This is a genomic window from Caenispirillum salinarum AK4 (assembly GCF_000315795.1).
GTDB classification, from domain to species: domain Bacteria; phylum Pseudomonadota; class Alphaproteobacteria; order Rhodospirillales; family Rhodospirillaceae; genus Caenispirillum; species Caenispirillum salinarum.
This window is the reverse complement of record NZ_ANHY01000011.1, coordinates 148,081-170,104: the sequence shown is the minus strand read 5'-3', so window position 1 is coordinate 170,104 and position 22,024 is coordinate 148,081. Positions and strand designations below refer to the sequence as shown.

The window sequence follows — 22,024 nt, the reverse complement described above, 5'->3', positions numbered from 1 at the left end:
GGCGTGGGCCCGGCCTGGCGTGGTGCGGCGAATCTTGCCGTGTGGTCGGAGCGGCGCGCCCCGGCGCGGGGCAGGATGCTCCCATTCATCTACGACTATACGGCGCCAACGGGTTCATCTGCCCTGCGATAATCGGTCGTATACCCTCTGAGGGGGCGAATTCTTCCGCTATTCCAAGCCGTGAGGTATCTAAATGCCTCCGTAGGCGTCTGCCGCGAACTTTTTTCTATGACTTCCCAGGGTGGAGGGGTAAGGTAGGCTTGGCAATAACGTTCAGGCGCATCAAGTCTGCGTTGTTTCGTGCAAGCGATGAACGTTATTGGAGGGCATGGAATGGCCGGCCTCGCCGGCCGAGTGGAGATTGAAGATTCATGACTGCAATGAGCGAGGATATCGGGCGCTCGTCCGAGACCGCCGGGATCGCTGCGCTTCTGGAACAGGTAAGCCGCATCGTCCAGGCCATGTGTTTCGCCGACGGGATGCATCCGGTGCAGTGGTCGGCGCTGCGCTACTTCAGCAAGGCCGGCGCCAATGCGCGCACGGTCAGCGGCCTGGCCAACTACCAGGGCACCACGCTGCCGCCGGCCTCGCGCACGGTGGCGGCGCTGGTCAAGAAGGGCTACCTGGAGGCGATTGTGGACCCGCGCGACCGCCGCAGCCGCCGCATCGACCTGACGGAGGAGGGCCGCACGCTGATCGGCCGCGACCCGATCCATGCGCTGGAGCAGGCCATCGCCGACCTGCCGGCGGAACGGCGCCAGGCGCTGACCGACAGCCTGGAGGCCATCCTTGCCCAGTTGGGTGAGCGTGGAACCGGCCGCATGAGCCGCAGCGCCTGACACGGCCCAGGCCACGCCAAACGCCCGCCCCGCCACCGGAAGCCAGGCCGGTGGGCGGGATCGGGGTGTCGCGTGGCCGGCGGATGAAAAATCACGATGGGAGTGGCGGCGGAGCCCGATCGGGTCCGCCGCCATTTCGTCGAGTCAGTCGCCGACGTCGGGGGTCAGGCCGACCGCCTTGACCGCCTCCACGCCGCAAATCTCGTCGTTGTCCGAGGTGTCCCCAGTGATGCCGACGGCCCCGACGATGGTGCCCTTGCCGTCCTTGATGAGGATGCCGCCGGGCACCGGCACCATCTTGCCGCCCGCAAGATCCGAGGCGGCGTTCATGAACATGCTCATCTTGTCGGCCCGGCGCGCCAATTCGCGCCCGCCGAAGCCCAGGGCCAGCGCTCCCCAGGCCTTGCCCATGCAGATTTCGGGGCGCATGATGCTGGCACCGTCGTCGCGCTTGAGCGCCTTGATGTGCCCGCCGTCATCAAGGACGACGACCGTCAGCGGCTGAAACCCGCGCTCCCGCCCCTGGCGCAGGACCTCGTCGACGATCTTTTCCGCCACGGCGAGGGAAATGGAATGGGCGAACATGTTTCCTCCTGGTTTCGTCTGGTTCGGCTGGCGAGGATGCCATGCCGGTGCCGGTGCATCTACGGTCGCCGCCGCCGCGTCGCAAGCCTGCCCCGGAAAAACGATCGAAACGCCCGATCAAAAACAGGCAGAAAGATGATTTGATCCGTAAGGCTCAAGCCCCCATTCTTTGTGCAGCAAGAGAGGGGGCGGCGCCGAGACGGTGCGGTCCTGCGTGAACACATACCGCGACCATCAAGGAGCCAACATCCATGCGTGTTCCCAACGTCACCTTCAAGACCCGCGTCCGCAACGAAGAACTCGGCGGCCCGAATCCGTTCGAGTGGAAGGACCTGACCAGCAACGAGCTGTTCGGCGGCAAGAATGTCGTGCTGTTCTCGCTGCCGGGCGCTTTCACGCCCACCTGCTCGACCAGCCACCTGCCGCGCTACGAGGAGCTGTTCGAGGACTTCAAGGCGCAGGGCGTCGACGCGGTCGTCTGCCTGTCGGTGAACGACGCCTTCGTGATGTTCCAGTGGGGCAAGCAGCAGGGCGCGAAGAACGTCTTCCTGCTGCCTGACGGCAATGCGGAATTCACGCGCAAGATGGGCATGCTGGTCGACAAGTCGAACCTGGGCTTCGGCATGCGCAGCTGGCGCTATTCCGCCTATATCGAGGACGGCGACATCAAGAAGATGTTCGTCGAGCCCGGCTTCGACGACAACTGCCCCACCGACCCGTTCGAGGTGTCCGATGCCGACACCATGCTGAACTGGCTGAAGGGCGAGAAGAGCAAGGCCGCGTAATACGCGCCGCGTCTTCCCTGAAAGGCCCGCCGACCAGCCGTCGGCGGGCCTTTTCTATGGCAGCACGTTGAAGAACGCCGCTATGGCCTCTTCCGCGCCATCGGGCCAGAGGTGCGGGTAGAACCGGCCCCGGCGGTTGACCGATTCCGCATAGAGGCACCAGGCGATGGGATTACGGGCCTCCGCCGGGCCGTAGCGGTAGCAGCCGAAGGGCCGGGGGTAGAAGCCGGCCGGGGCCGGGTCCAGTCCGTTGGCCTCCACCAGCACGTCGCGGGCGCGGCGGCCGCGGTCGACGTCCACCAGCCGATCGCCCCGGTTGTGCAGCAGAAGGGCGGCCACGTCGCCCTCGCAGTCCTCCGCCCGTGCATGGATGCCGCCGGCGACGCTGGCGATGCCCCGAAGCGCGTCCCCCCGCAGGCAGCCGAGCGTGTTGACGAAGCTCGCCCCCAGCGAGTGGCCGACGGCGAAGAGGCGCGCCCGGTCGATGCAGTAATCCGCGCTCAAGTCCTCCACCACCGCGTCGAACAGATCCAGGTCTTCCGGCACCCGCCAGATGAAGGTGCCGTCGTCCTGCCGCTTGGCGGTGGGATAGACGAAGATGGTCGGCGCGCCCTCGGCCATGGCGTCTTCCAGGCCGTAGTAGCGGCGCACGCGCTCCGCCGGGTTGGTGCGGCCGTGGAAGCCGAACACCAGCCGATGCGGCGTGGCGGGGTCGTAGTCGTCCGGCACCGCCACCAGAACCTCGCGCGTTTCCCCGGCCGCCTCCACCGTCTCCGGCGGCGCGGACGGCGGCGCCTGACCGCAGCCCTCCGACGCCCCTTGCGCAAGCGAAGGGAGCAGAAGAAGCAGCAGGGCGGCGGCCGTCATACGCATACGCAGGGAACGCGCGGGGCGGCCGCCGGGCTCTACTGCGCCGGTTCGGCCTCCCGCGCCGCGTCCTCGTTCAGCCCTTGCGCCACGGCCTCGCAGAAGCCGCCCAGGCCGCCCAGCCAGCCGGCGATGGTGTCGCGGCGGAACAGGTCGGCGGCGTATTCGAACGAGAGTTGGAGCTGGTCCCCCGCCGGCCCGGCCGTGTCCACCACGAACAGCGTCAGGTCGAACTTGGCCGTGGTCGCCTCCAGCGCCAGTTCGCCGGTCATGGCCGAGGCGGCGGGCGCGGTGCCGTCGTCGCGGATGCGCATGTCGGCGAAGGCCTGATAGGCGTAGTTGACGTTGAACAACGGTTGCCGCCCGCCGCGCCGGGGCGGGTTCAGGCGCTCCACCAGCATGTCGAAGGGGTAGGACTGATGGTCCAGCGCCGCCGTCACCTCGGCGTCCAGGGCACTCAGCAGGGTGTTGAAGTCGCCGTCGGGGTCCACGGTCATGCGCAGGACCATGGCGTTGACGAAGAAGCCCACCATGGGCTCCAGCTCCGGCAGCGGGCGGTTGGCGACCGACATGGCGACGGCTAAGTCCTCCTGCTCCGTCAGGCGGTTGAGGAACACCAGGAAGACGCCCAGAACGACGGTCGAGACCGTCATCCCCCGATCCGCCGCCGCCTTGCGCAGCAGCGCCGAGGCCTCGGGCGGCAGCAGCACCGACTCCACCCCGCCGGCGATGGCGGAGTCGTCGGTTTCGGGGAAGTCGAAGGGCAGGCGGACCAGCCCCGGCGCGGTGCCCAGGCGCTCCAGCCACCAGCGTTCATCGGCCGCGTAGCCGTGGGCGCTCTCCCACACCGCGTAGTCGGTATAGGCGCGGGCGAGCGGCGGCAGGGGGCGGCCGGCGTAGAGGGCTTCCAGGTCCTCGTGCAGCACCTGCATGGACCAGCCGTCGCCCAGGATGTGATGCAGCATGAAGGCCAGCAGAACCCGCCCGTCGGGCAGGGCGAAGAGGCGCACGCGCGTCAGCCGGTCGCGGGCCAGGTCGAAGGGCTCGGCGGCCATGCGGGCGGCTTGCGCGCGGGCCTCGTCCTCCGTCGCCGGAATGGCTTCGGGAATGGGCGGGGCGTCGGGCTCGACGATCTGGCGTGGCTCCCCATCCGCCCGGATGAAGCGGGTGCGCAGGGCCGCGTGCCGCTCGAACAGCGCCTTCAGCGCCAACCGCAGGCGGGTCGTGTCCGTGCCCGGCGCGAAGAGGTAGGCGCCGGGCATGGTGTAACGCGCCGAGGGTCCTTCCATCTCGCCCACCAGCCACAGCCGCCGCTGGGCGTGGGAGAGCGGATAGTGCTCCGCCGGCGGCGCGGCGGGCAGGCCTGCGTCGGCGGAGGCGGGCGCGGCGGCCTTCAGCCACGCCGCCTGCTCGGCCACCGTGGCGCGGGCGAGAAGCTCCTTCAGCGGCATGGCGACGCCGAAGGCCGCACGGATGCGCGACGCCAGCTGCACGGCCTTCAGCGAATGGCCGCCGAGCGCGTGGAAACCGTCCGACCGGCCCACGGCGGGCACGCCCAGCACCTCCGCCCACAGGCCGGCCAGCGTCGCCTCGGTCTCGTCGGCCGGCGCTTCCGAGGCTGCGGACGCCGGGGCCTCGGGGGCGGGCAGGGCGCTGCGGTCGACCTTGCCGTTGGTGGTGAGCGGCAGGGCCTCCATGGGCACGAAGACGGCCGGGATCATGTGCGCCGGCAGCACCTTCGCCAGCCCCTGCCGCAGGGCGAGAGGGTCCGCACCGCCGGTGACCCAGGCCACCAGCCGCTTGCCGTCGCCGGCCGGGTCGTCCTGCGCCAGGCAGGCGGCATCCGCCACGCCGGGCAGGGCGCGCAGGGCGGCCTCGATCTCGCCCAGCTCGATGCGGAAGCCGCGCACCTTCACCTGATGGTCGGTGCGGCCCAGGTATTCCAGCACCCCGTCGGGGCGCATGCGGCAGAGGTCTCCGGTGCGGTAGAGCCGCGCGCCGGCGGGCCCATGCGGGTCGGCGATGAAGCGTTCCGCCGTCAGGTCGGCGCGCCCCAGGTATCCGCGCGCCACGCCCGATCCGCCGATGAACAGCTCGCCGGCCGCGCCGATGGGCACCGGCCGCAGGCGGGCGTCGAGCACGCGGAGCGTCGTCCGGGCGATGGGCCGGCCAATGGGTATGGCGGGGCCGTCCTCCGCCCGCGCTTCGTGGATGCAGCAGCCGACGACGGTTTCCGTCGGGCCGTATTCGTTGACCAGCCGCACGGCGGGCGCTGCCCCCAGCCAGGGCGCGCAGGTGGCGGCCGTCAGGGCCTCGCCGCCGATGACCAGGACGTTCGCGGCGTCGGCCAGGCGGTCGCGCGGCAACAGGCGGGTGAGCACGTCCAGGTGAGCCGGCGTGATCTTGAGCAGGCTGAAGCGCGGGCGGTCGGCCAGCAGGGCGGCCAGTCCCTCGATCTCGTCCCCCGGCGGCACCAGCGTCACCGGCCGCCCGGCGGCCAGCGGCCCGAGCAGCGCGGTGATGGTGGCGTCAAACGACAGCGACGACGACAGCGGCGCGCCGTTGCCCTCGGCGATGCGGTAGTACGCGACCGCCCAATCCAGGTAATGCGCCAGCCCGCCGTGCGGCACGGCCACACCCTTGGGCCGCCCGGTGGAGCCCGAGGTATAGATCACATAGGCCAGATCCTCCGCCGCCACCGCCGGCAGGGCGGCGTTGGGCGCGGGATCAAGGGCCGTGTCGACGCTCAGGGCCTCCGCCCCCTCGGGCACCTTGTCGGCCAGACCCTCGCGCGTCAGCACCAGCGCTGCGCCGCTGTCGGCGACCATGTAGGCCAGCCGATCGGCGGGGTAGGCCGGGTCCAGCGGCACATAGGCACCGCCGGCCATGAGCACCGCCAGCAGGGCGGCGGGCATCTCTGGGCAACGGTCGAGCAGCAGGCCAACGCGGGTCTCGCGGCCCACGCCCCGCGCCCGCAGCACCGCCGCCAGCGACCGCGCGCGGGCATCCAATTCGGCGAAGGAGAGCGCGCCGCCGTCCCACCAGCGGACCGCCGGTGCATCGGGTGTGTCCGCCGTCCACCGGCCGATCATCTCCAGCACCGTCGCCGCCGGGACCGGCGCCTCCGCCCCCTTGGCCCAGGTGTCGAGCGCTGAGCACTCCACGTCCGGCATCAGCGGCAGGGCGGCCAGGGGCTCGGAGCCGTCGGCGGCGGCGAAGGCGGTCAGCAGCGTGTCCATCTGCGCCAGCAGGCGGTCGGCGGTGGCGGCGTCGAAGCGGTCGCGGCGCCAGGACAGATGCAGCGCCATGGCCTCGCCGGGCACCACGGCCAGCGTCAGCGGCAGGCTCGTTTCCTCTGCCGTGGTCGCGGACTCCACCCGCAAGCCGTCGTCGGTATCGGCGGCGGTGGCGTCGGGGTAGTTTTCGAACACCACCGCGCTCTCGAACAGCGCCCGGCCGGGGTGACCGGCCCAGGCCTGAAGGTCGGCGAGCGCCACCTGCCCGTGTTCCTCCGCGGCCTGGGCGGCATCGCGCAGCGCAGTGAGCCAGGCGGCGAGCGTCGTGTCCTCGTCCACCGCCACGCGCAGGGGCAGGGTGTTGATGAACAGGCCCACCATGCGGTCCACCCCCGGCAGGTCCGCCGGGCGGCCCGAGACGGTAAGGCCATAGACCGCCTCGTCCGTTCCCGCGTGCCGCGCCAGCAGCAGCGCCCAAGCGCCTTGCACCAGGACAGACGGCGTCACCCGCAGCCACCGCGCCAGTGCGGCCAGCGCCGCCGAGGATGCGGGCGACAGGCGCAGAACGCTCTCGCCGGCGCCCCGGCCGCCCGCGGGCTCCGCCCAAGGCAGCGGGGTGGGGCTCGGCAGGCCGGTCAGGGCATCGCGCCAGAAGGTCTCATCCGCCGCCGGATCGCGCGCCGCCAGACGGGCGGCATGGTCGCGGAAGGAGGTCGCGGGCGCGGGCGCCGTCGGGCGGCCGGCGCGCAGGGCGGCGTAATCGGCGCCCACCTCCGCCAGCAGGATGGGCAGCGACCAGCCGTCCAGGATCACGTGATGGCGGCTGACCAGAAAGGCCCAGCGGTCGTCCGCCAGCCGCGCCAGCACGCAGCGGATGAGCGGCGGCCGCGCCAGGTCGAAGCCCGCGGCGCGGTCGGCGGCCTGGAGCTGGTCGAGCGCGCGGGCCTGCTCGGCGGCTGAGCGGGTGCGCCAGTCTTCCTCCCGCCACGGCAGGGCCGCACCGCGCGGCACCACCATGAGCGGCCGGGGCACGCCGTCGGTCACCACGGCCCCGCGCAGGATCGGGTGACGGTCCACCAGCGCCTCCCACGCGCGGCGGAAGGCGGCGGGGTCCAGGTTCGACAGGGTCAGCACCGATTGCTGGACATAGACGCCGCCCGTCTCGGCCAGCGCCGTCTCATAGGCCATGCCCGCCTGCATGGGCGTGAGCGGCCAGGCATCGGCCAGCGGACCGAAGCGGGCGGTTAGGGCGTCGAGCATCAGCTGATCGAGGCCCGCCAGCGGCAGGTCGGCGGGGATGGTCAGGTCGGCGCCTGTCGCGGCCTCGGCGAGCGCGCGAAGCTCCGCCACCACCTCGGCCGCCAGGGCCTCCACCGTCGCGACGGACAGGGCCGATGGCTGGTGCGTGAAGCGCAGCCGAAGGGCGCCGTCGGCCACCGCCGCATCCAGTTCCAGGGCGTGCGGGCGGTGCATGGCGGATGCGCGGTCGGGCCCGTGGTCCTCGTCGGCTAGGGCGAAGGGCGCGCCGGGCGGCAGGGCGCCGTCCAGCCGGCCCAGGTAGTTGACCAGCACGTCCGGCTCCCGCCCCGTCACCCGTTCTCGCAGCAGGCCGAAGCCGGCCCCGGCGCCGGGCACCGTGCGCGCCGCCTGGGCGACGGCCTTCAGCGCGTCCACCGGCGCGGCGGCGGGATCGGCGGGCAGGCGCAGCGGGTAGAGGCTGGTGAACCATCCGACCGTGCGGGAGACATCCAGCGCCTCGGCCGGGGCGGCGTCGCGGCCGTGGCCTTCCACCGCCACCGTGACGGCCGTGCGCGAGAGCCGCCGCCCCAGCACCCGGCCGAGTGCGGCCAGCAGCAGGTCGGGCACGCGGACGGCAGGCGGCAGGGCGTCTTCCAGCGCGGCTTCTGTCACCACCGTCGGCCCCTCCGCCGGGCCCTCCAGCGGCAGGGGCGCGACGGCCTCCAGCGCCTGCGTCCAATAGGGAAGCTCGGCGGAGGCATCCACCGCCGTCAGCGCCGTCGCCCAGGCCTGGAAGGAGGCCGTGCGCGGCGGCAGCGTCCCGCCCGTCAGCAGGGTCGCGAAATCCTCCAGCAGCACGCGCCAGGACACCGCATCCACCACCAAGTGATGGATTGTCAGCAGCAGCCGGCCGGAGCGCGGGAACCAGACCGCGCGCAAAAGCGGCGGCGCGTCCAGGTTTTCGAACACCTTGGCGCGGGCGGCCTCGGCGGGAATGTCGTCGGTCTCCGCCACCCGCACGTCCACCGTGGCCGGCGCCGGGTGATGAGTCTGCGCCCAGCCTTCGGCCGTCTTGCGGAAGCCCAGGCGCAGGGCCTCGTGATGCTCCACCAGCCGCGCCAGCAGGCGGCCGAGGTGGGCGGGGTCGGTCTTCGGCGGCAGGCTCAGCAGGACCGACTGGTTGAAGTGTCCCAGCGGCCCCGGCCGGTCCAGCAGCCAGCGTTGGATGGGGGTGCCCGGCACGGTTCCCGCCGCCGCCGCGCGGGTGGCCTCCGGCGCGGCATTGGTGGAAGCGGCGGCGGCCAGTTCGGCGATGGTCTGGTGCTGGAAGACTTGGCGCGGCGTCAGCGTCAGACCGGCGGTGCGCGCCTTGGCGACGATGCGCAGCGACACGATGGAATCCCCGCCCAGCTCGAAGAAGTTGTCGGTCACGCCGACGGCGGGCCGGTCCAGGACCTCCGCCCAGATGGCCGCCAGGGCCTGTTCCGCCTCGGTGCGCGGGGCCACATGGCCGGCTCCTTGCGCCGGCGCCTCGGCGTCCGGCTCGGGCAGGGCCTTGCGGTCGACCTTGCCGTTGGGCGTCTGCGGCAGGCGGGGGAGCGTGACGAAGACGCCGGGGATCATGTGGTCGGGCAGCGTGCGGGCCAGATGGGCGCGAAGCGCCGCCGCATCGGGCACCGCCGGCCCCGCCACATAGGCCACCAGCCGCCGTCCGCCGCTTGCGGTCTCGGGCGCCGTGACGACGGTTTCCGCCACATCGGCATGGGCGCGCAGGGCTTCCTCGATCTCGCCCAGTTCGATGCGGAAGCCGCGCACCTTCACCTGATGGTCAAGCCGCCCCAGGTAGTCCAACCGCCCGTCGCCGCGCCAGCGCACCAGGTCGCCGGTGCGGTACATGCGCCCGCCCGCGCCGAAGGGGCAGGGCAGGAAGCGCTCCGCCGTCAGGTCTTCGCGCCCGTGATAGCCGCGCGCCAGACTGTCGGAGGCCAGATACAGCTCCCCCGGCACGCCGACGGGCACCGGCTGCCCCAGGGCGTCCAGCACATAGGCGCGGGTGTTGGCGAGCGGACGGCCGATGGTCACCGGGCCTTCGCGCGGGACCATCTCGAAGGTTGAATAGGTGGTGTCCTCCGAGGGACCGTAGAGGTCGTAGACCTCCGCCACGCCGGACTCATAAAGGGCGGTGGCGAGGCTGCGGGGAAGGGGCTCGCCTGCCAGGTTCACCACCTCCACCGACGCCGGCAGCCCGCCGCCGTCGGCCAGCAGGGCGGCGACGGCGGACGGCACGGTGTTGACCAGCCGCACCCGGTCGCGGGCCTTCAGGGTTTGCAGGTGCAGGGCGTCGTCGGCGAGATAGAGCGTTCCGCCGGCGGCCAAGGTCGCGAAAATCTCGAACACCGACAGGTCGAAGCAGATGGAGGTCGCCCCCAGCACCGCCGACAGCTTCTCCCGCCCGAAGGTCTCCAGCGCCCAGGCGACGAAGCACACCGCCGCCCGATGCTCGATCGCAACCCCCTTGGGCCGTCCGGTGGAGCCCGAGGTATAGAGCACATAGGCCAGCCCCTCCGGCCGGGCCAGCTCCGGCGGCGGCGTGTCGGGCAGGGCGGAGAGGTCTTCGCTGTCCAGGCGCAGGAGCGTCGAGGGGCTGTCCTTCAGAAGACCGGCGGCCACGGCGGAAGTCGTCACCACCACGGGCGCGGCGGAGTCCTCCAGCATCAGCGCCACGCGCCCGGCGGGGTAGGCCGGGTCCAGCGGCACATAGGCGCCGCCGGCCATGTGGATGGCCAGAAGGGCGACGATCAGGTCGGGCGTGCGCGGCAGGGACACCCCGACCCGCGTTTCCTCCGCCACCCCCAGCGCCCGCAGCCGGTGCGCCAGTTGAGCCGCGCGGCGGTGCAGGGCGTCATACGTGAGCGTACCGTGGTCGGACACGACGGCCTCGGCCCGCGGCACCCGCGCGGCGGCCTCGGCCAGCAGGTCGGCGAGCGTCTTGTCGCGCGGCCAGGGCGCGGCGGTCTGGTTCCAGCCCTCCACCACCAGAGCGCGCTCCGCATCGGGCATGAGCGGCAGGCGGGCGACGGGCGTGTCCGGCGCCGCGACGGCGGCCGTCAGCAGGGTGACGACGTGGAACGCAAGCCGCGCCGCCGTCTCCGCCGTGAACAGGTCGGTGGCATACTCCAGGCTGCCGGCATAGCCGCCGGTGTCGGGATCCTCCGCCAGGGCCAGCGTCAGGTCGAACTTGGCCGTGCCGGTGTCGAAGGCGCGCGGTTCCAGTGTCAGGCCCGGCAGGTCCAGGGCCTTTCGCGGCGTGTTCTGCAACACGAACATCACCTGGAACAGCGGGCTGTGGCTCAAGGTGCGCTCCAGGTCCAGCGCGTCCACCAGCTTCTCGAACGGCAGGTCCTGGTGGGCGAAGGCGTCCAGCGCGAGCGCCTTCACGGCCTTCAGATGCGCCCGGAAATCGGCCGCAGCCCCGCCGGGGCAGCGCAGCACCAGGGTGTTGACGAAGCACCCGATCAGCGGCTCCAGCTCCGCCCGAGGCCGCCCGGCCACCGGCGTTCCGACACACACTTCCTCCGCCGCGCCGTAGCGCGCCAGAACGGCGGCCCAGGCGGCCAGCAGCACCATGAAGGGCGTGGCGCCCTCGGCCTTCGCCAGCGCCTCCACGCCCGCGCGCACCTCCGCCGGGATGGCGAGCGGCAGCGCCGAACCCTTGAAGCTCTGCACCGCCGGGCGGGGGTGGTCGGTGGGCAGGGCCGTCAGCGAGGGCGCGCCGTCCAGCGTCTTCCGCCACCAGTCGACTTCCCCGGCCAGCGTCTCGCCCGACAGCCACTCGCGCTGCCACCGGGCGGCGTCGGCGTATTGCAGGGCGAGCGGCGGCAGCGGGCTTTCGCGCCCCTCGCGGAAGGCGGTGTAGAGGGCCGACAACTCATGCACCAGCACGCCGGTCGACCAGCCGTCGCCGGCGATGTGGTGCAGGGTGACCATCAGCCAGTGCCGATCCGCCGCCAGCCGCAGCAGGCGGGCGCGCAGCGGCGGGTCGCGGTCCAGGTCGAAGGGCGCGGCGGCCTCGGCGCGGGCCAGGGCCTCGGCCTCCGCCTCGTCGGCGGCGTCGGTGACCGGCACCGCGACGTCCGACGGCGGCAGGATGACGTGCCGTGCTTCCCCGTCCACCGACTTGAATCGCCCGCGCAGCACCTCGTGCCGGCGGGTGATCTCGGTCAGGGCGGCGGCGAGGGCGGCGGTGTCCAGGTCTCCCCGCAGGTCCAGGACGGCGGGCATGTTGTAGGTGGCGGCCTCCCCCTCCAGCCGGTCGAGCACCCACAGCCGTTCCTGCGCGAAGGACAGCGGCACGCGCTTGCCCTCCGCCTTGCGACGCTTGAGCTTTTCGGCCAGCAGGGCGCGCTTGTCGGCGGCCGTGGCGGGGGCGGGGGTAGCGTCACTCATGCATCATCGTCCTCAAGCTCGGCGAGAAGGCGGTCCACCTCCTCGTCGGACAGGCCGTCCAGGTCCAGGTCTTCAAGGTCATCGGGGGCGGCGGCCTTCAGCACCGGCGGGGGTGCCGTGGCGGCGGCGGGGGCGGCGATGTCCAGCGCCGCCGCCAGCCCGGCGACGGTGGGATGCTCGAACACCGCGCGCACGGGCAACTCCACCCCCAGCGCATCGCGGATGCGCGCCACCAGCCGCATGGCGAGCAGCGAGTGGCCGCCCAGCGCGAAGAAGTCATCCGTCGCGCCCACGTCGTCGATCTCCAGCAGGTCGCGCCACAGGCCGGCGATGGTCTGCTGCGCCGGCCCTTCCGGCGCCACCCTTTCCCCGCTGCCCAGCGCGCTTGCGTCGGGCTCGGGCAGGGCGCGGCGGTCGAGCTTGCCGTTCTGCATGAGCGGCAGGGCGTCAAGCGCCACGATCACGCGCGGGACCATGTGGTCGGGCAGGCGGCGGGACAGGGCGGCGATCATCTCCGCCCGCTCCGGTCCACCGGCCACGTAGGCGACCAGCGCACCCGACCGCTCCAGCACCGCGGCGTCGCGCACGCCGGGCAGGTCGCGCAATGCGGCCTCGATCTCGCCCAGTTCCACGCGCAGGCCCCGGATCTTCACCTGGTGGTCCAGGCGGCCGAGGAACTCCAGCGTTCCGTCGCCGCGCCAGCGCACGCGGTCGCCGGTGCGGTAGAGGGTGCGCGACGCATCCTCGGGGTCGCGCACGAAGGCCGCCGCCGTCAGCTCCGGCCGGTCCAGATAGCCGGGGCCGACCTGGGCTCCGCCGATGCACAGCTCCCCGGCCACGCCCGGCGGTACGGGTGCCAGCCGCGCGTCGAGCACGCGGGCGCGGACGTTGGCGGTGGGGCGGCCGATGGGGATGACGGCGGGGATGTCCTCGCGCGGGACCTCGAACCCCGTCACGCCGATGGCGGTTTCCGAGGGGCCGTAGCTGTTGAACAGCGCCACGCCGGGCATCCGCGCGAACAGGGCGCGGGGCAGGGCGGCGGGCATCTGCTCGCCGCCGCAGACGATGCGGCGGACGGTTGTCAGGTCCTCCAGCCCCGGTTCTTCCACGAAGACGCCGAGCATGGAGGGCACGAAGTACATCACCGTCACCCCGGCCTCGCGTGCCTGCCGCACGAGGTATGCCGGGTCGCGGTGGCCGTCGGGAGCTGCCAGCACCACGCGGGTGCCGGCGGTCAGAGGCCACAGCAGTTCCAGGATCGAGGCGTCGAAGGTGAGCGGCGTCTTGTGCATCACCGCATCACCGGGCGAGGCCGCGAAGGCATCCTGCGCCCAGGCGATGAAGTGCGCCACGCCGCCATGGGTGTTCACCGCCCCCTTGGGCTGGCCGGTGGAGCCCGAGGTGTAGATGGCGTAGCAGGGCATGTCGGGCGTGACGTCCCCGTTTGGCGGAAGCTCCGGCATCCGGTCGACGCTGTCATTGTCGTCCAGCAGCACCAGCGGGGCATCGGTCTTCGGCAGGCGGTCGGCGAGCGCCGTTTCCGTCACCACCACGGCGGCCTTGCTGTCCTCCAGCATGAAGGCCAGACGGTCCACTGGGTATTCCGGGTCGAGCGGCACGTAGGCCGCGCCCGCCTTGAGGATGCCGAGCAGGGCGGCGACGACCTCCGGGCTCCGCCGCACGCACAGCGCGACGAAGCTGCCCGGCCGGGCACCACGGGCGCGAAGCACCTGTGCCCACTGGTTGGCGCGCCGGTCGAGATCGGCATAGCTCCAGGTCGCGCCGTCATCGGTGACCAGCGCCGGGGCCAGAGGCTGCCGGTTGGTCTGGGCCCGCACCAGCCCGTGCAGGGTTTCGGGCGCCACCGGCAGGGCCTTGCCGTGTTCCCACGCCGCCAGGGTGGCGCGGTCGGCGTCGGTCAGGAGCGCCACGGCGTCCACCGGCTGGTCCGGGGCGGCGGTGGCGGCGTCCAGCAGGGCGAGGACGTGGGACGCCAGACGCTCCATGGTGGCGGCGTCGAACAGGTCGGCGGCGTATTCGATCTCGCCGGCCATGGTGCCGTCGGCGGCCGTATCGTCGTCGGCGAGCGCCAGGGTCAGGTCGAACTTGGCGGTGCCCGACGGCCGCTCCACCGGCGTGGCCGTCACGCCCGGCAGGTGCAGCGGGCCGGGGCCGGCGGTCTGCACCATGAGCATCACCTGGAACAGCGGCGCGTGGGCGAGCGACCGTTCCGGGTTGACCGCCTCCACCAGTTGCTCGAAGGGCACGTCCTGGTGGGCGTAGGCACCGAGTGCGGCCTCCCGCGCCCGGCCCAGCAGCGCCCGGAAACCGGGGCCGCCGGAGGTGTCCAGGCGGAGCGCCAGGCTGTTGACGAAGAAGCCCACCAGCGGCTCCAGCGCGCTGCGGGTGCGGTTGGCGACGGGGGTGCCGATGACCACGTCCGTCTCGCCGGCCCAGCGCGAGAGCACGGCGGCGAAGGCGGCGTGCAGGGCCATGAACAGCGTCGCGCCCTCGGCCCGTGCGACGGCCTCCACCCGCGCGCGCAGGGCGGCGGGCAGGCGGAAGCGCACCGTCTCGCCGCGATAGCTCTGACGCGGCGGACGGGGGCGGTCGGTGGGCAGGCTCAGCAGCGGCGGCGCGCCGGCCAGCGTCTCCTTCCACCACGCCAGTTGCCGCGCGGCCTCTCCGCTCTCCAGCCACGATCGCTGCCAGACGGCGAAGTCGGCGTACTGGACGGCGAGCGGCGGCAGGGCGGCGGTGCGTCCGGCATGGGCGGCGGCGTAGAGGGCGCCGATCTCGTCCGTCATCACCGCCAGCGACCAGCCGTCGCAGACGATGTGATGCAGGGTGAGCATCAGCACGTGGTCGTCCTCGGCCAGCCGCAGCAGCCGCGCCCGGATCACCGGCCCGGCGGCTAGGTCGAAGGGCTTGGCGGCCTCGGCGGCGAGCGCTTCGTCAAGGATCTCCTCCGCCACGTCCTCGACCGGCAGGGGCAGGCGCGCGGGCGGGTCGATCACCTGCACGGCGGCGCCCGCCACCTCGGGGAAGCGGGTGCGCAGGGGCTCGTGCCGCGCCACAAGACCATCCAGCGCCGCTTGCAGGGCTTGACCGTCGAGCGCGCCCTTGAGCCGCAGCGCCAGCGGCATGGAGTAGGTGGACGACGGCCCCTCCAACTGCGCCAGGAACCACAGCCGCTGCTGCGCCGGGGAGAGCGGCGGCGGGCAGGCGGCGTCGCGGTCGGCGGGCACCAGCGGCGGGGCGTTGGCGTCCAGGGCCTCGGCGCGCAGGCCATCGACGCGGCGGGCGAGGTCCTTCAGCACCGGCGCCTCGAAGACCGTGCGCACCGGCACCTCCACCCCGAACAGGTCGCGCAGGCGGGCGGTGACGCGGGTCGCCAGCAGGGAATGGCCGCCCAGGTCGAAGAACCCATCCTCGCGGCCCACCCGATCGCGCCCCAGCACATCGGCCCAGATGCCGGCCAGGATATCCTCCGTCGGCGTCACGGGGGCGGCGTGGGCCGTCTCCTCCGCTGACAGGTCGGGCGCCGGCAGGGCGCGGCGGTCGGCCTTGCCGGACGGCGTGCGCGGCAGGGCGTCCAGCGCCACGATGGCCGACGGCACCATGAAGGGCGGCAGGCGGCCCCGCAGCCAGGCCTTCAGGTCGGCGACGGGAGCATCCGCGCCGGTGACATAGGCCACCAGCGCCTTGTCGCCCGGCCGGTCCTTCCGCGCGATGACCACGGCCTCGCGCACGGACGGATGGGCCGAGAGGGCGGCTTCCACCTCGCCGGGTTCGATGCGGTGGCCGCGGATTTTCACCTGGGCGTCGGCGCGGCCGAGATAGGCGAGCGTCCCGTCGTTGCGCCAGCGCGCCAGGTCGCCGGTGCGGTAGAGGCGGGTGCCGTCGGAGGCGGTGACGAAGCGCTCCGCCGTCAGGTCGGCGCGGTTGTGGTAGCCGTCCGCCAGGGGCACGCCGGCGACGCACAGCTCTCCCGGCAGGCCCGGCGGCACGAGGGACAGATCGGGCGCGCGCAAGCTGATCTGGGCGTTGGCGACGGCCGTGCCGATGGGCGGCAGCAGGGGCCAGGCGTCGGCGTCTCCAGCCAGCGTGTGGGCGGTGACGACATGGGTTTCCGTCGGGCCGTACTGGTTGACCAGAACGGCGCCCGGCAGTGCGCGGAAGAAGCCCTTCACGGCGTCGGAGCACACCAGCTGCTCCCCGGCCGTGACCACCTCCGCCAGCGCGCCGGGCACCCGGCCGGTGCGGGCGGCGGCCTCGGCCAGGGCGTTCAGGGCGACGAAGGGCAGGAAGAGGCGCTGCACTTGGCCCTCGTCCAGCACGCGCAGCAGGGCATCGGGGTCGCGGCGGGTGTCCTCGTCGACCAGCACCAGGGTGCCGCCCCCGGCCAGCGTCGACAGCATTTCCTGGAAGGAGACGTCGAAGGACAGGGCGGCGTATTGCAGCGTGCGGGCGGCCGGGTCGCGGGCCTCTGCCAGCTGCCAGCGGATCAGGTTCACCAGCGCCCGCTGGCCCATGACCACACCCTTGGGCGTGCCGGTGGAGCCAGAGGTGTAGAGCACATAGCCCAGCCTGTCCGGCCCGCCCTCGGGCAGCGGCGCGGGGTTGGCGTCGGGCCAGGGCTGGTCCAGGCAGAGGACCGGCGCGCCGGTCTGGGGCAGGCGGTCACGCAGGCTCTGCGTCGTCAGCAGCACGGCGGCGCCGCTGTCCTCCACCATGAAGGCCAGGCGGTCGGCGGGATAGGCGGGGTCGAGCGGCATGGTGCCGGCCCCGGCCCAGAGCGCGGCCAGAACGGCCGTCACCTGATCCAGCCCGCGCGGCAGGCAGAGCCCCACCAGTGCATTCCGCCCCACGCCTTGCGCGGCCAGAACACCGGCCAGCCGGGCGGCGCGGTCGGTCAGGTCGGCATAGGTCAGGCGGTCGCCGTCCATCTCAACCGCCACGGCGTGCGGCGCGCGCTCGGCGGCGCGGGCGACCATGTGGGCGAGGGTTTCCGTATCCGACAACGGAAGGTCCGCGCCCATGCCGTTGAGCAGCGCCGCCGCCTGCATGTCCGACGCCGGCGGCAGGGACAGGGCCCGCGCCTCGGGTGCGGCGCCGGCGGCCTCCAGCACGGCGGCGTGCAGGGATGCGAGGCGGCGGATGGTTTCCGCCTCGAACAGGTCGGCGTTGTACTCCCACGCCGCCACCAGCGCGCCCGTTTCGTCCTCGCGCAAGGACAGGGTCAGGTCGAACTTGGCGGTGGTGATCTCCTGCGGCAGGGGCTTGGCGGTCAGGCCCGGCAGGTCCAGCGGCGCGATGTCCTGCGTCTGCATGACGAACAGCACCTGGAACAGCGGCGCGTGGGCCAGCGAGCGCTCGGGCTTGAGCGCCTCCACCAGTTGCTCGAAGGGCACGTCCTGGTTGGCGAAGGCGGCCAGGGCGGTCTCCTTCACCCGCGCGACCAGGGCCTCCACGCTTTCGGCCTCGTCCAGCGTCACCCGCAGCGGCAGGGTGTTGACGAAGAAGCCGATCAGGTCCTCCACCTCCGCCCGGCCGCGATTGGCGACCGGCGTGCCGACCACCACGTCGGCCTCCCCCGACAGCCGTGCCAGCAGGATGGAGAAGGCGGCCAGATGTACCATGAAGGGTGTGGCGCCGGTCGTCTCCGCCAGGTCTTGCGCGGCGGTGACCGCGGCCTTGGGCAGCGGCCGTTCCTCCGTCCGGCCCCGGAAGGTCTGGACGGCCGGACGCGGGTGATCGGTCGGCAGGGGCAGCAGCGGCGGCGCCCCGGCCAGGGTTTCGCGCCAGTGCGCCACCTGGGCGTCCAGCACGGTGGCGGTCAGGGCGGAGCGCTGCCAGGCGGCATAGTCGCCGTACTGCACGGGCAGGTCGGGCAGGGCGGCGGCGCGGTTTTCCAGGCGGGCGGCGTAGCACCCGCCCAGATCGCGCACCAGCACGCCCAGGGACCAGCCGTCGGCGGCGATGTGGTGGAGGGTCAGCAGCAGCACATGCCGGTCTTCCGCCAGCCGCAGCAGGCGGGCGCGCAGCATGGGCGCGGCGGACAGGTCGAAGGGCGCGGCGGCTTCCTCGGCGGCGACGGCGTCCAGGGCGTCGGCGGTGATGGTCTCCACCGCCAGGCGGAGCGGGTCGGCGGGGCGGATGTCCTGCACCGGCGTCCGGCCGTCCTCGCCCAGGATGATGGCGGTGCGCAGGGCCTCGTGCCGGCTGAGCACATCGGTCAGGGCATCGCCCAGCGCGCGGGCGTCGAGGGTGCCCACAAGCTCCAGCGCGAGCGGCATGTTGTAGACGGCGGACGCACCTTCCATCTGGTCCAGGAACCACAGGCGGCTCTGGGCGAAGGACAGCGGTGCCGGCCCGGCCTCCAGCCGCCGGGTCAGCGGCGGCAGCCCGTCGCGCGCCACGGCCCCGCCAGAGAGACGGACGGCCAGAAGGCGCGGCGTCGGCGCCTCAAACAGAGCCTTCAGCGGCAGGTCGAGCCCCAGCGCGTCGCGCAGGCGGGCGGCGACGCGGGTCGCCAGCAGGGAATGGCCGCCCAGCGCGAAGAAGTCGTCGTGGCGGCCGATCCTCTCCCGCCCCAGCACGGCCGCGAAGGCATCCGCGACGGCGGTCTCGGCGGGTCCGGCGGGCGGCTCGTAGACGGCCTCGCGCCACGCCGGCGGCGGCAGGGCGGATGTGTCCACCTTGCCGTTGGCGGTGCGCGGTAGGGCGTCGAGCACCAGGATGGTCGACGGGATCATGTAGGCCGGCAGGCGGTCGCGCAGGGCCTCGGCCAGCGCCTCGGGCTCGGTATCAGAGGCCGCGTAGCCCACCAGCGCCGGGGCCCCGGCGGCGTCGGACAATGCGACCACATGGGCCTCGCGCACGTCCGCCAGGGCCGACAGCGCGGCGGCGACTTCGGCCGGTTCCACGCGGTGGCCGCGGATCTTCACTTGATGGTCGGCACGGCCCAGGAACTCCAGCACGCCATCGGCCCGCCAACGCACGCGGTCGCCGGTGCGGTAGGCGCGGATGCCGGGGCGGCCGTCCGGGTCGTCGATGAACCGCCCGGCCTCCGCCGCCGGATCGCCGAGGTAGCCGCGCGCGATGCCGGGGCCGGCGACCACCAGTTCGCCCGGCGCGCCGAGCGGTACGGGGCGCAGGGCGGCGTCGACCACATGGGCGCGCATTCCGGGCAGGGGGCGGCCGATGGGCAGGATGGCGTCGGGGGCGTCGGCGGGGGCTTCGACGCGGTGGAAGGTGCAGCAGACGGCCGTTTCCGTCGGGCCATAGCCGTTCAGCACGGCGATGCCGGCCTCCAGCGCCCAGGCGATATCCCTCCACCGGATCGCCTCCACCCCGATCAGCAGCTTGCGGAGGCTGGTCCCGCCGAGCACCGCGCCCACCGGCCCCACCAGGGCGGGGTGCAGGTACGTGCACGTAATGCCGTGCCCGGACAGATAGGCGGCATGGGCGGCGGGGTCGCGGATGGTCTCGGCGTCCGGCAGGTAGAGCCGCGCGCCGCCGGCCAGGGCCGAGAAAATCTCCAGCACCGAGACATCGAAGGTCGGCCGCGTGGTCAGGCTGACGCGGTCCTCGGGCGTCAGGGCATGATAGGCGCCCAGCGTGTTGACGATGGCGCGATGCGGCACCGCGACGCCCTTGGGACGGCCGGTGGAGCCGGATGTGTAGATGACGTAGGCCAGCGCCTCGGGGTCGGTGTCGACCTCCGGCCGGGCGTCCGCTTCCTCCGCCAGGATGGCGTCGGCGGGAATGACGGGCAGGTCGCCCAACCCCTCGCCGATGACTGCCAGCGCGCCGGCGTCCTTCAGAAGCGCCGCGCGGCGGGCCGGCGGGTGGTCGGGGTCGAGCGGCAGCCACGCGCCCCCGGCCTTCAGCACCGCCAGGAGCGCGACGGGCAGAAGGGGCGAGGGACGCAGGCAGACGCCCACCACGCCATCCCGTTCCACCCCCAGAGCCCGCAGGCGATGGGCGAGCGCGTTGGCGTGACGGTCAAGCGCGCGCCAGGACAGGGCGTCTTCCACCGCCATCGCATCGCCCAATGCGGCCGCCTGTGCCTCCACCAGCGTCAGCAGCGTGCCGGCGGCGGGCGCGGGCGCGTGCTCCAACGGCTTCAGCGCCGCGCGGTGCGCCTCGGGCAGCAGCACAGCACCGGCGGTATCCTCGCCAGGAGCCTCGGCCATGCGGGCGAGGATGGCGCGGTAGGTCTCGGCGATGTCCGCCACCGTCTCCGCCGACAGGACCCCCGTCTCAAAGCCCAGCGACAGGGACAGGCCGCCGTCGCGCGGGGATCGGGCGAAGGTGGCGGTCAGGGGCAGGCCCGTGCGTTCCCAATGGCGCACGGCCTCCACCGCAAGGCCCTCGCCGCCGTCCAGCACGGTGCCGTAGACGTGGAAGTGGACGTAGTTGAAGGCGCTGTGGATGAGCGTCGCGCCATTGGCTGCGCGCTGCTGGATGTCGGCCAGCGGGTGGCGGCGGAAGGGCAGGGCGGCCTGCTCGGCGGCGTGAGTGCGGCGGATGAGGTCCAGCCACGTCCCGCCAGCGGTATCGAGGCGCAGCGGCAGGGTGTTGAGGAACAGCCCGAGCGCGCGTTCGCCGTCCGCTTCCTCCGGCCGGCCGTTGGCGACCATGCCGGTGACCACGTCGCAGGTGCCGCCCCACAGCCCCATGGCGACGGCGTGAGCCGTCAGCAGCAGGGTCTTGAGCGGCGCCCCGGCGGCCTCGGCCGCCTGCTCCAGCCCGGCCACAAGCGCGGGCGGAAGCGGCACGTCATGCCGGGCAGCGCCGGGCGTGGCTGTGTCGCCGGTGGCGGGGAGCGTGGTGGCGGTGGCGCCGTCGAGCGTCGCGCGCCAATGCGTGAGGCTCGCGGGGTCGGCGATGGCCGCCTGCTCCAGCGCCACGAAGCGGGCCATGGAGGCACGCGGGGCGGGCGGCGGCGCGGTGCCGAGCATCTCTCCCAGCACTTCCGTCAGCAGGGTCGCGAAGCTCCAGCCGTCCAGGATGGCGTGATGGAAGCCGACCGTCAGCGACACCCGATCCGCACCGCGCACCTGCGCCGTCACGCGCCACAGCGGCGCGGCGGACAGGTCGAAGGGACGAGCCTTGTCGGCCTCCATGGCCGCAACGACGGCGGCGCCCTGCTCGGCCTCGGACAGGGCGCAGATATCCTCCACCACCACGGGCACGCGCACGCTGCCCGGATCGGCCACCACCTGCACGCCGCCCTCGGCTGGGAAGGCGGTGAGCAGGACCGGATGCCGGGCGCAGGCCGCTTGCACGGCGGCGTCCAGGGCCTTCGCATCGAAGGCGCAAGCCAGGTCGGCAGAGAAGACGTCGTGATAGACGGCGCCGTCGCGCTCCATCTGTGCGTGGAAGACCATGCCGGCCTGAAGGGCGGTCATGGGATAACGGCGGTCGTCCAGAACCTCGACGGCTGCGGCCGGGGCGGGCGCGGCCCCGATGGCGGCGGCGAGGCCGGCGGGTGTGGGGTGGCGGAACAGGGTCGCCAGCTCGATTTCCAGCCCCTTGGCGCGGGCCTGGGTGATGACCTGGATGGCGCGGATGGAATCGCCGCCGCGCGCGAAGAACCCGTCGTCCCGGCCGATGCGCTCCACGCCCAGAACCTCGGCAAACGCGTCGGCCAGCACCGTTTCCTCCGGCCCGCGCGGGGCGGCGTAGGCGGTGGTGTCGGCCTCGGGCTCGGGCAGGGCGCGGCGGTCGAGCTTGCCGTTCGGGGTGAGCGGCAGGGCATCCATGGGCACGATGGCGGCCGGCACCATGTAGTCCGGCAGGCGCGCGCCCAGGCGGCGGCGCAGGTCCGTTACATCACAGCCGGGGGCGACGATCCAGGCGGCGAGGCTCTTCACGCCGCCGGCCTCGCGCACCAGCACCACGGCCTCGCGCACCTCGGGCCGGGCGGTCAGCGCGGCCTCGATCTCGCCCAGTTCGATGCGGAAGCCGCGCACCTTCACCTGATGGTCGATGCGGCCCAGGTATTCGATGTCGCCAT

The 22,024-nt window shown here is 73.1% G+C and carries 6 protein-coding genes (1 of these 6 cut by a window edge); 2 read left to right on the top strand and 4 right to left on the bottom strand.

Annotated elements, in window-relative coordinates:
• The first annotated feature begins 371 nt into the window (after positions 1 to 371).
• Positions 372 to 839, top strand: coding sequence for a MarR family winged helix-turn-helix transcriptional regulator (locus C882_RS12300; RefSeq protein ID WP_009540937.1), 468 nt, complete (start codon positions 372 to 374; stop codon positions 837 to 839).
• Between the two features lie 144 nt (positions 840 to 983).
• Here the strand turns inward: C882_RS12300 and C882_RS12295 are convergent, their stop codons facing one another.
• On the bottom strand, positions 984 to 1,424 hold the full coding sequence (locus C882_RS12295; RefSeq protein WP_009540936.1) for a GlcG/HbpS family heme-binding protein: 441 nt from the start codon (positions 1,422 to 1,424) through the stop codon (positions 984 to 986).
• A 251-nt stretch (positions 1,425 to 1,675) separates the two neighbouring features.
• Here C882_RS12295 and C882_RS12290 point away from each other — a divergent pair, with 251 nt between their 5' ends.
• Entirely contained in the window at positions 1,676 to 2,209 is a 534-nt protein-coding gene (locus C882_RS12290) for a peroxiredoxin (protein WP_009540935.1), read from the top strand.
• Positions 2,210 to 2,263: 54 nt separating this feature from the next.
• On the opposite strand, the gene C882_RS12285 is transcribed toward C882_RS12290, so the two are convergent.
• The 3 genes in view from C882_RS12285 to C882_RS12275 are tightly spaced (at most 32 nt apart) and all read right to left on the bottom strand, a layout consistent with a single transcriptional unit that may run on beyond the window.
• Entirely contained in the window at positions 2,264 to 3,082 is an 819-nt protein-coding gene (locus tag C882_RS12285; protein ID WP_043645270.1) for an alpha/beta hydrolase family esterase, read from the bottom strand.
• A 32-nt stretch (positions 3,083 to 3,114) separates the two neighbouring features.
• Positions 3,115 to 11,997, bottom strand: coding sequence for a non-ribosomal peptide synthetase (locus C882_RS12280; RefSeq protein WP_052000143.1), 8,883 nt, complete (start codon positions 11,995 to 11,997; stop codon positions 3,115 to 3,117).
• Positions 11,994 to 22,024: the 3' portion of a non-ribosomal peptide synthetase gene (locus C882_RS12275; RefSeq protein WP_009540933.1), read on the bottom strand. 4,993 nt of this gene lie beyond the right edge of the window; 10,031 of the gene's 15,024 nt are visible here — the last part of the coding sequence; the start codon falls outside the window, past its right edge; it ends in the stop codon at positions 11,994 to 11,996. Before C882_RS12275 ends, C882_RS12280 begins: the two co-directional genes overlap by 4 nt.

Bases quoted from the DNA above. Each gene is read 5' to 3' on its own strand.
- C882_RS12280 (WP_052000143.1), bottom strand. From the start codon at position 11,997: ATGAGTGACGCTACCCCCGCCCCCGCCACGGCCGCCGACAAGCGCGCC.
- C882_RS12300 (WP_009540937.1), top strand. From the start codon at position 372: ATGACTGCAATGAGCGAGGATATCGGGCGCTCGTCCGAGACCGCCGGG.
- C882_RS12290 (WP_009540935.1), top strand. From the start codon at position 1,676: ATGCGTGTTCCCAACGTCACCTTCAAGACCCGCGTCCGCAACGAAGAA.
- C882_RS12285 (WP_043645270.1), bottom strand. From the start codon at position 3,082: ATGCGTATGACGGCCGCCGCCCTGCTGCTTCTTCTGCTCCCTTCGCTT.
- C882_RS12295 (WP_009540936.1), bottom strand. From the start codon at position 1,424: ATGTTCGCCCATTCCATTTCCCTCGCCGTGGCGGAAAAGATCGTCGAC.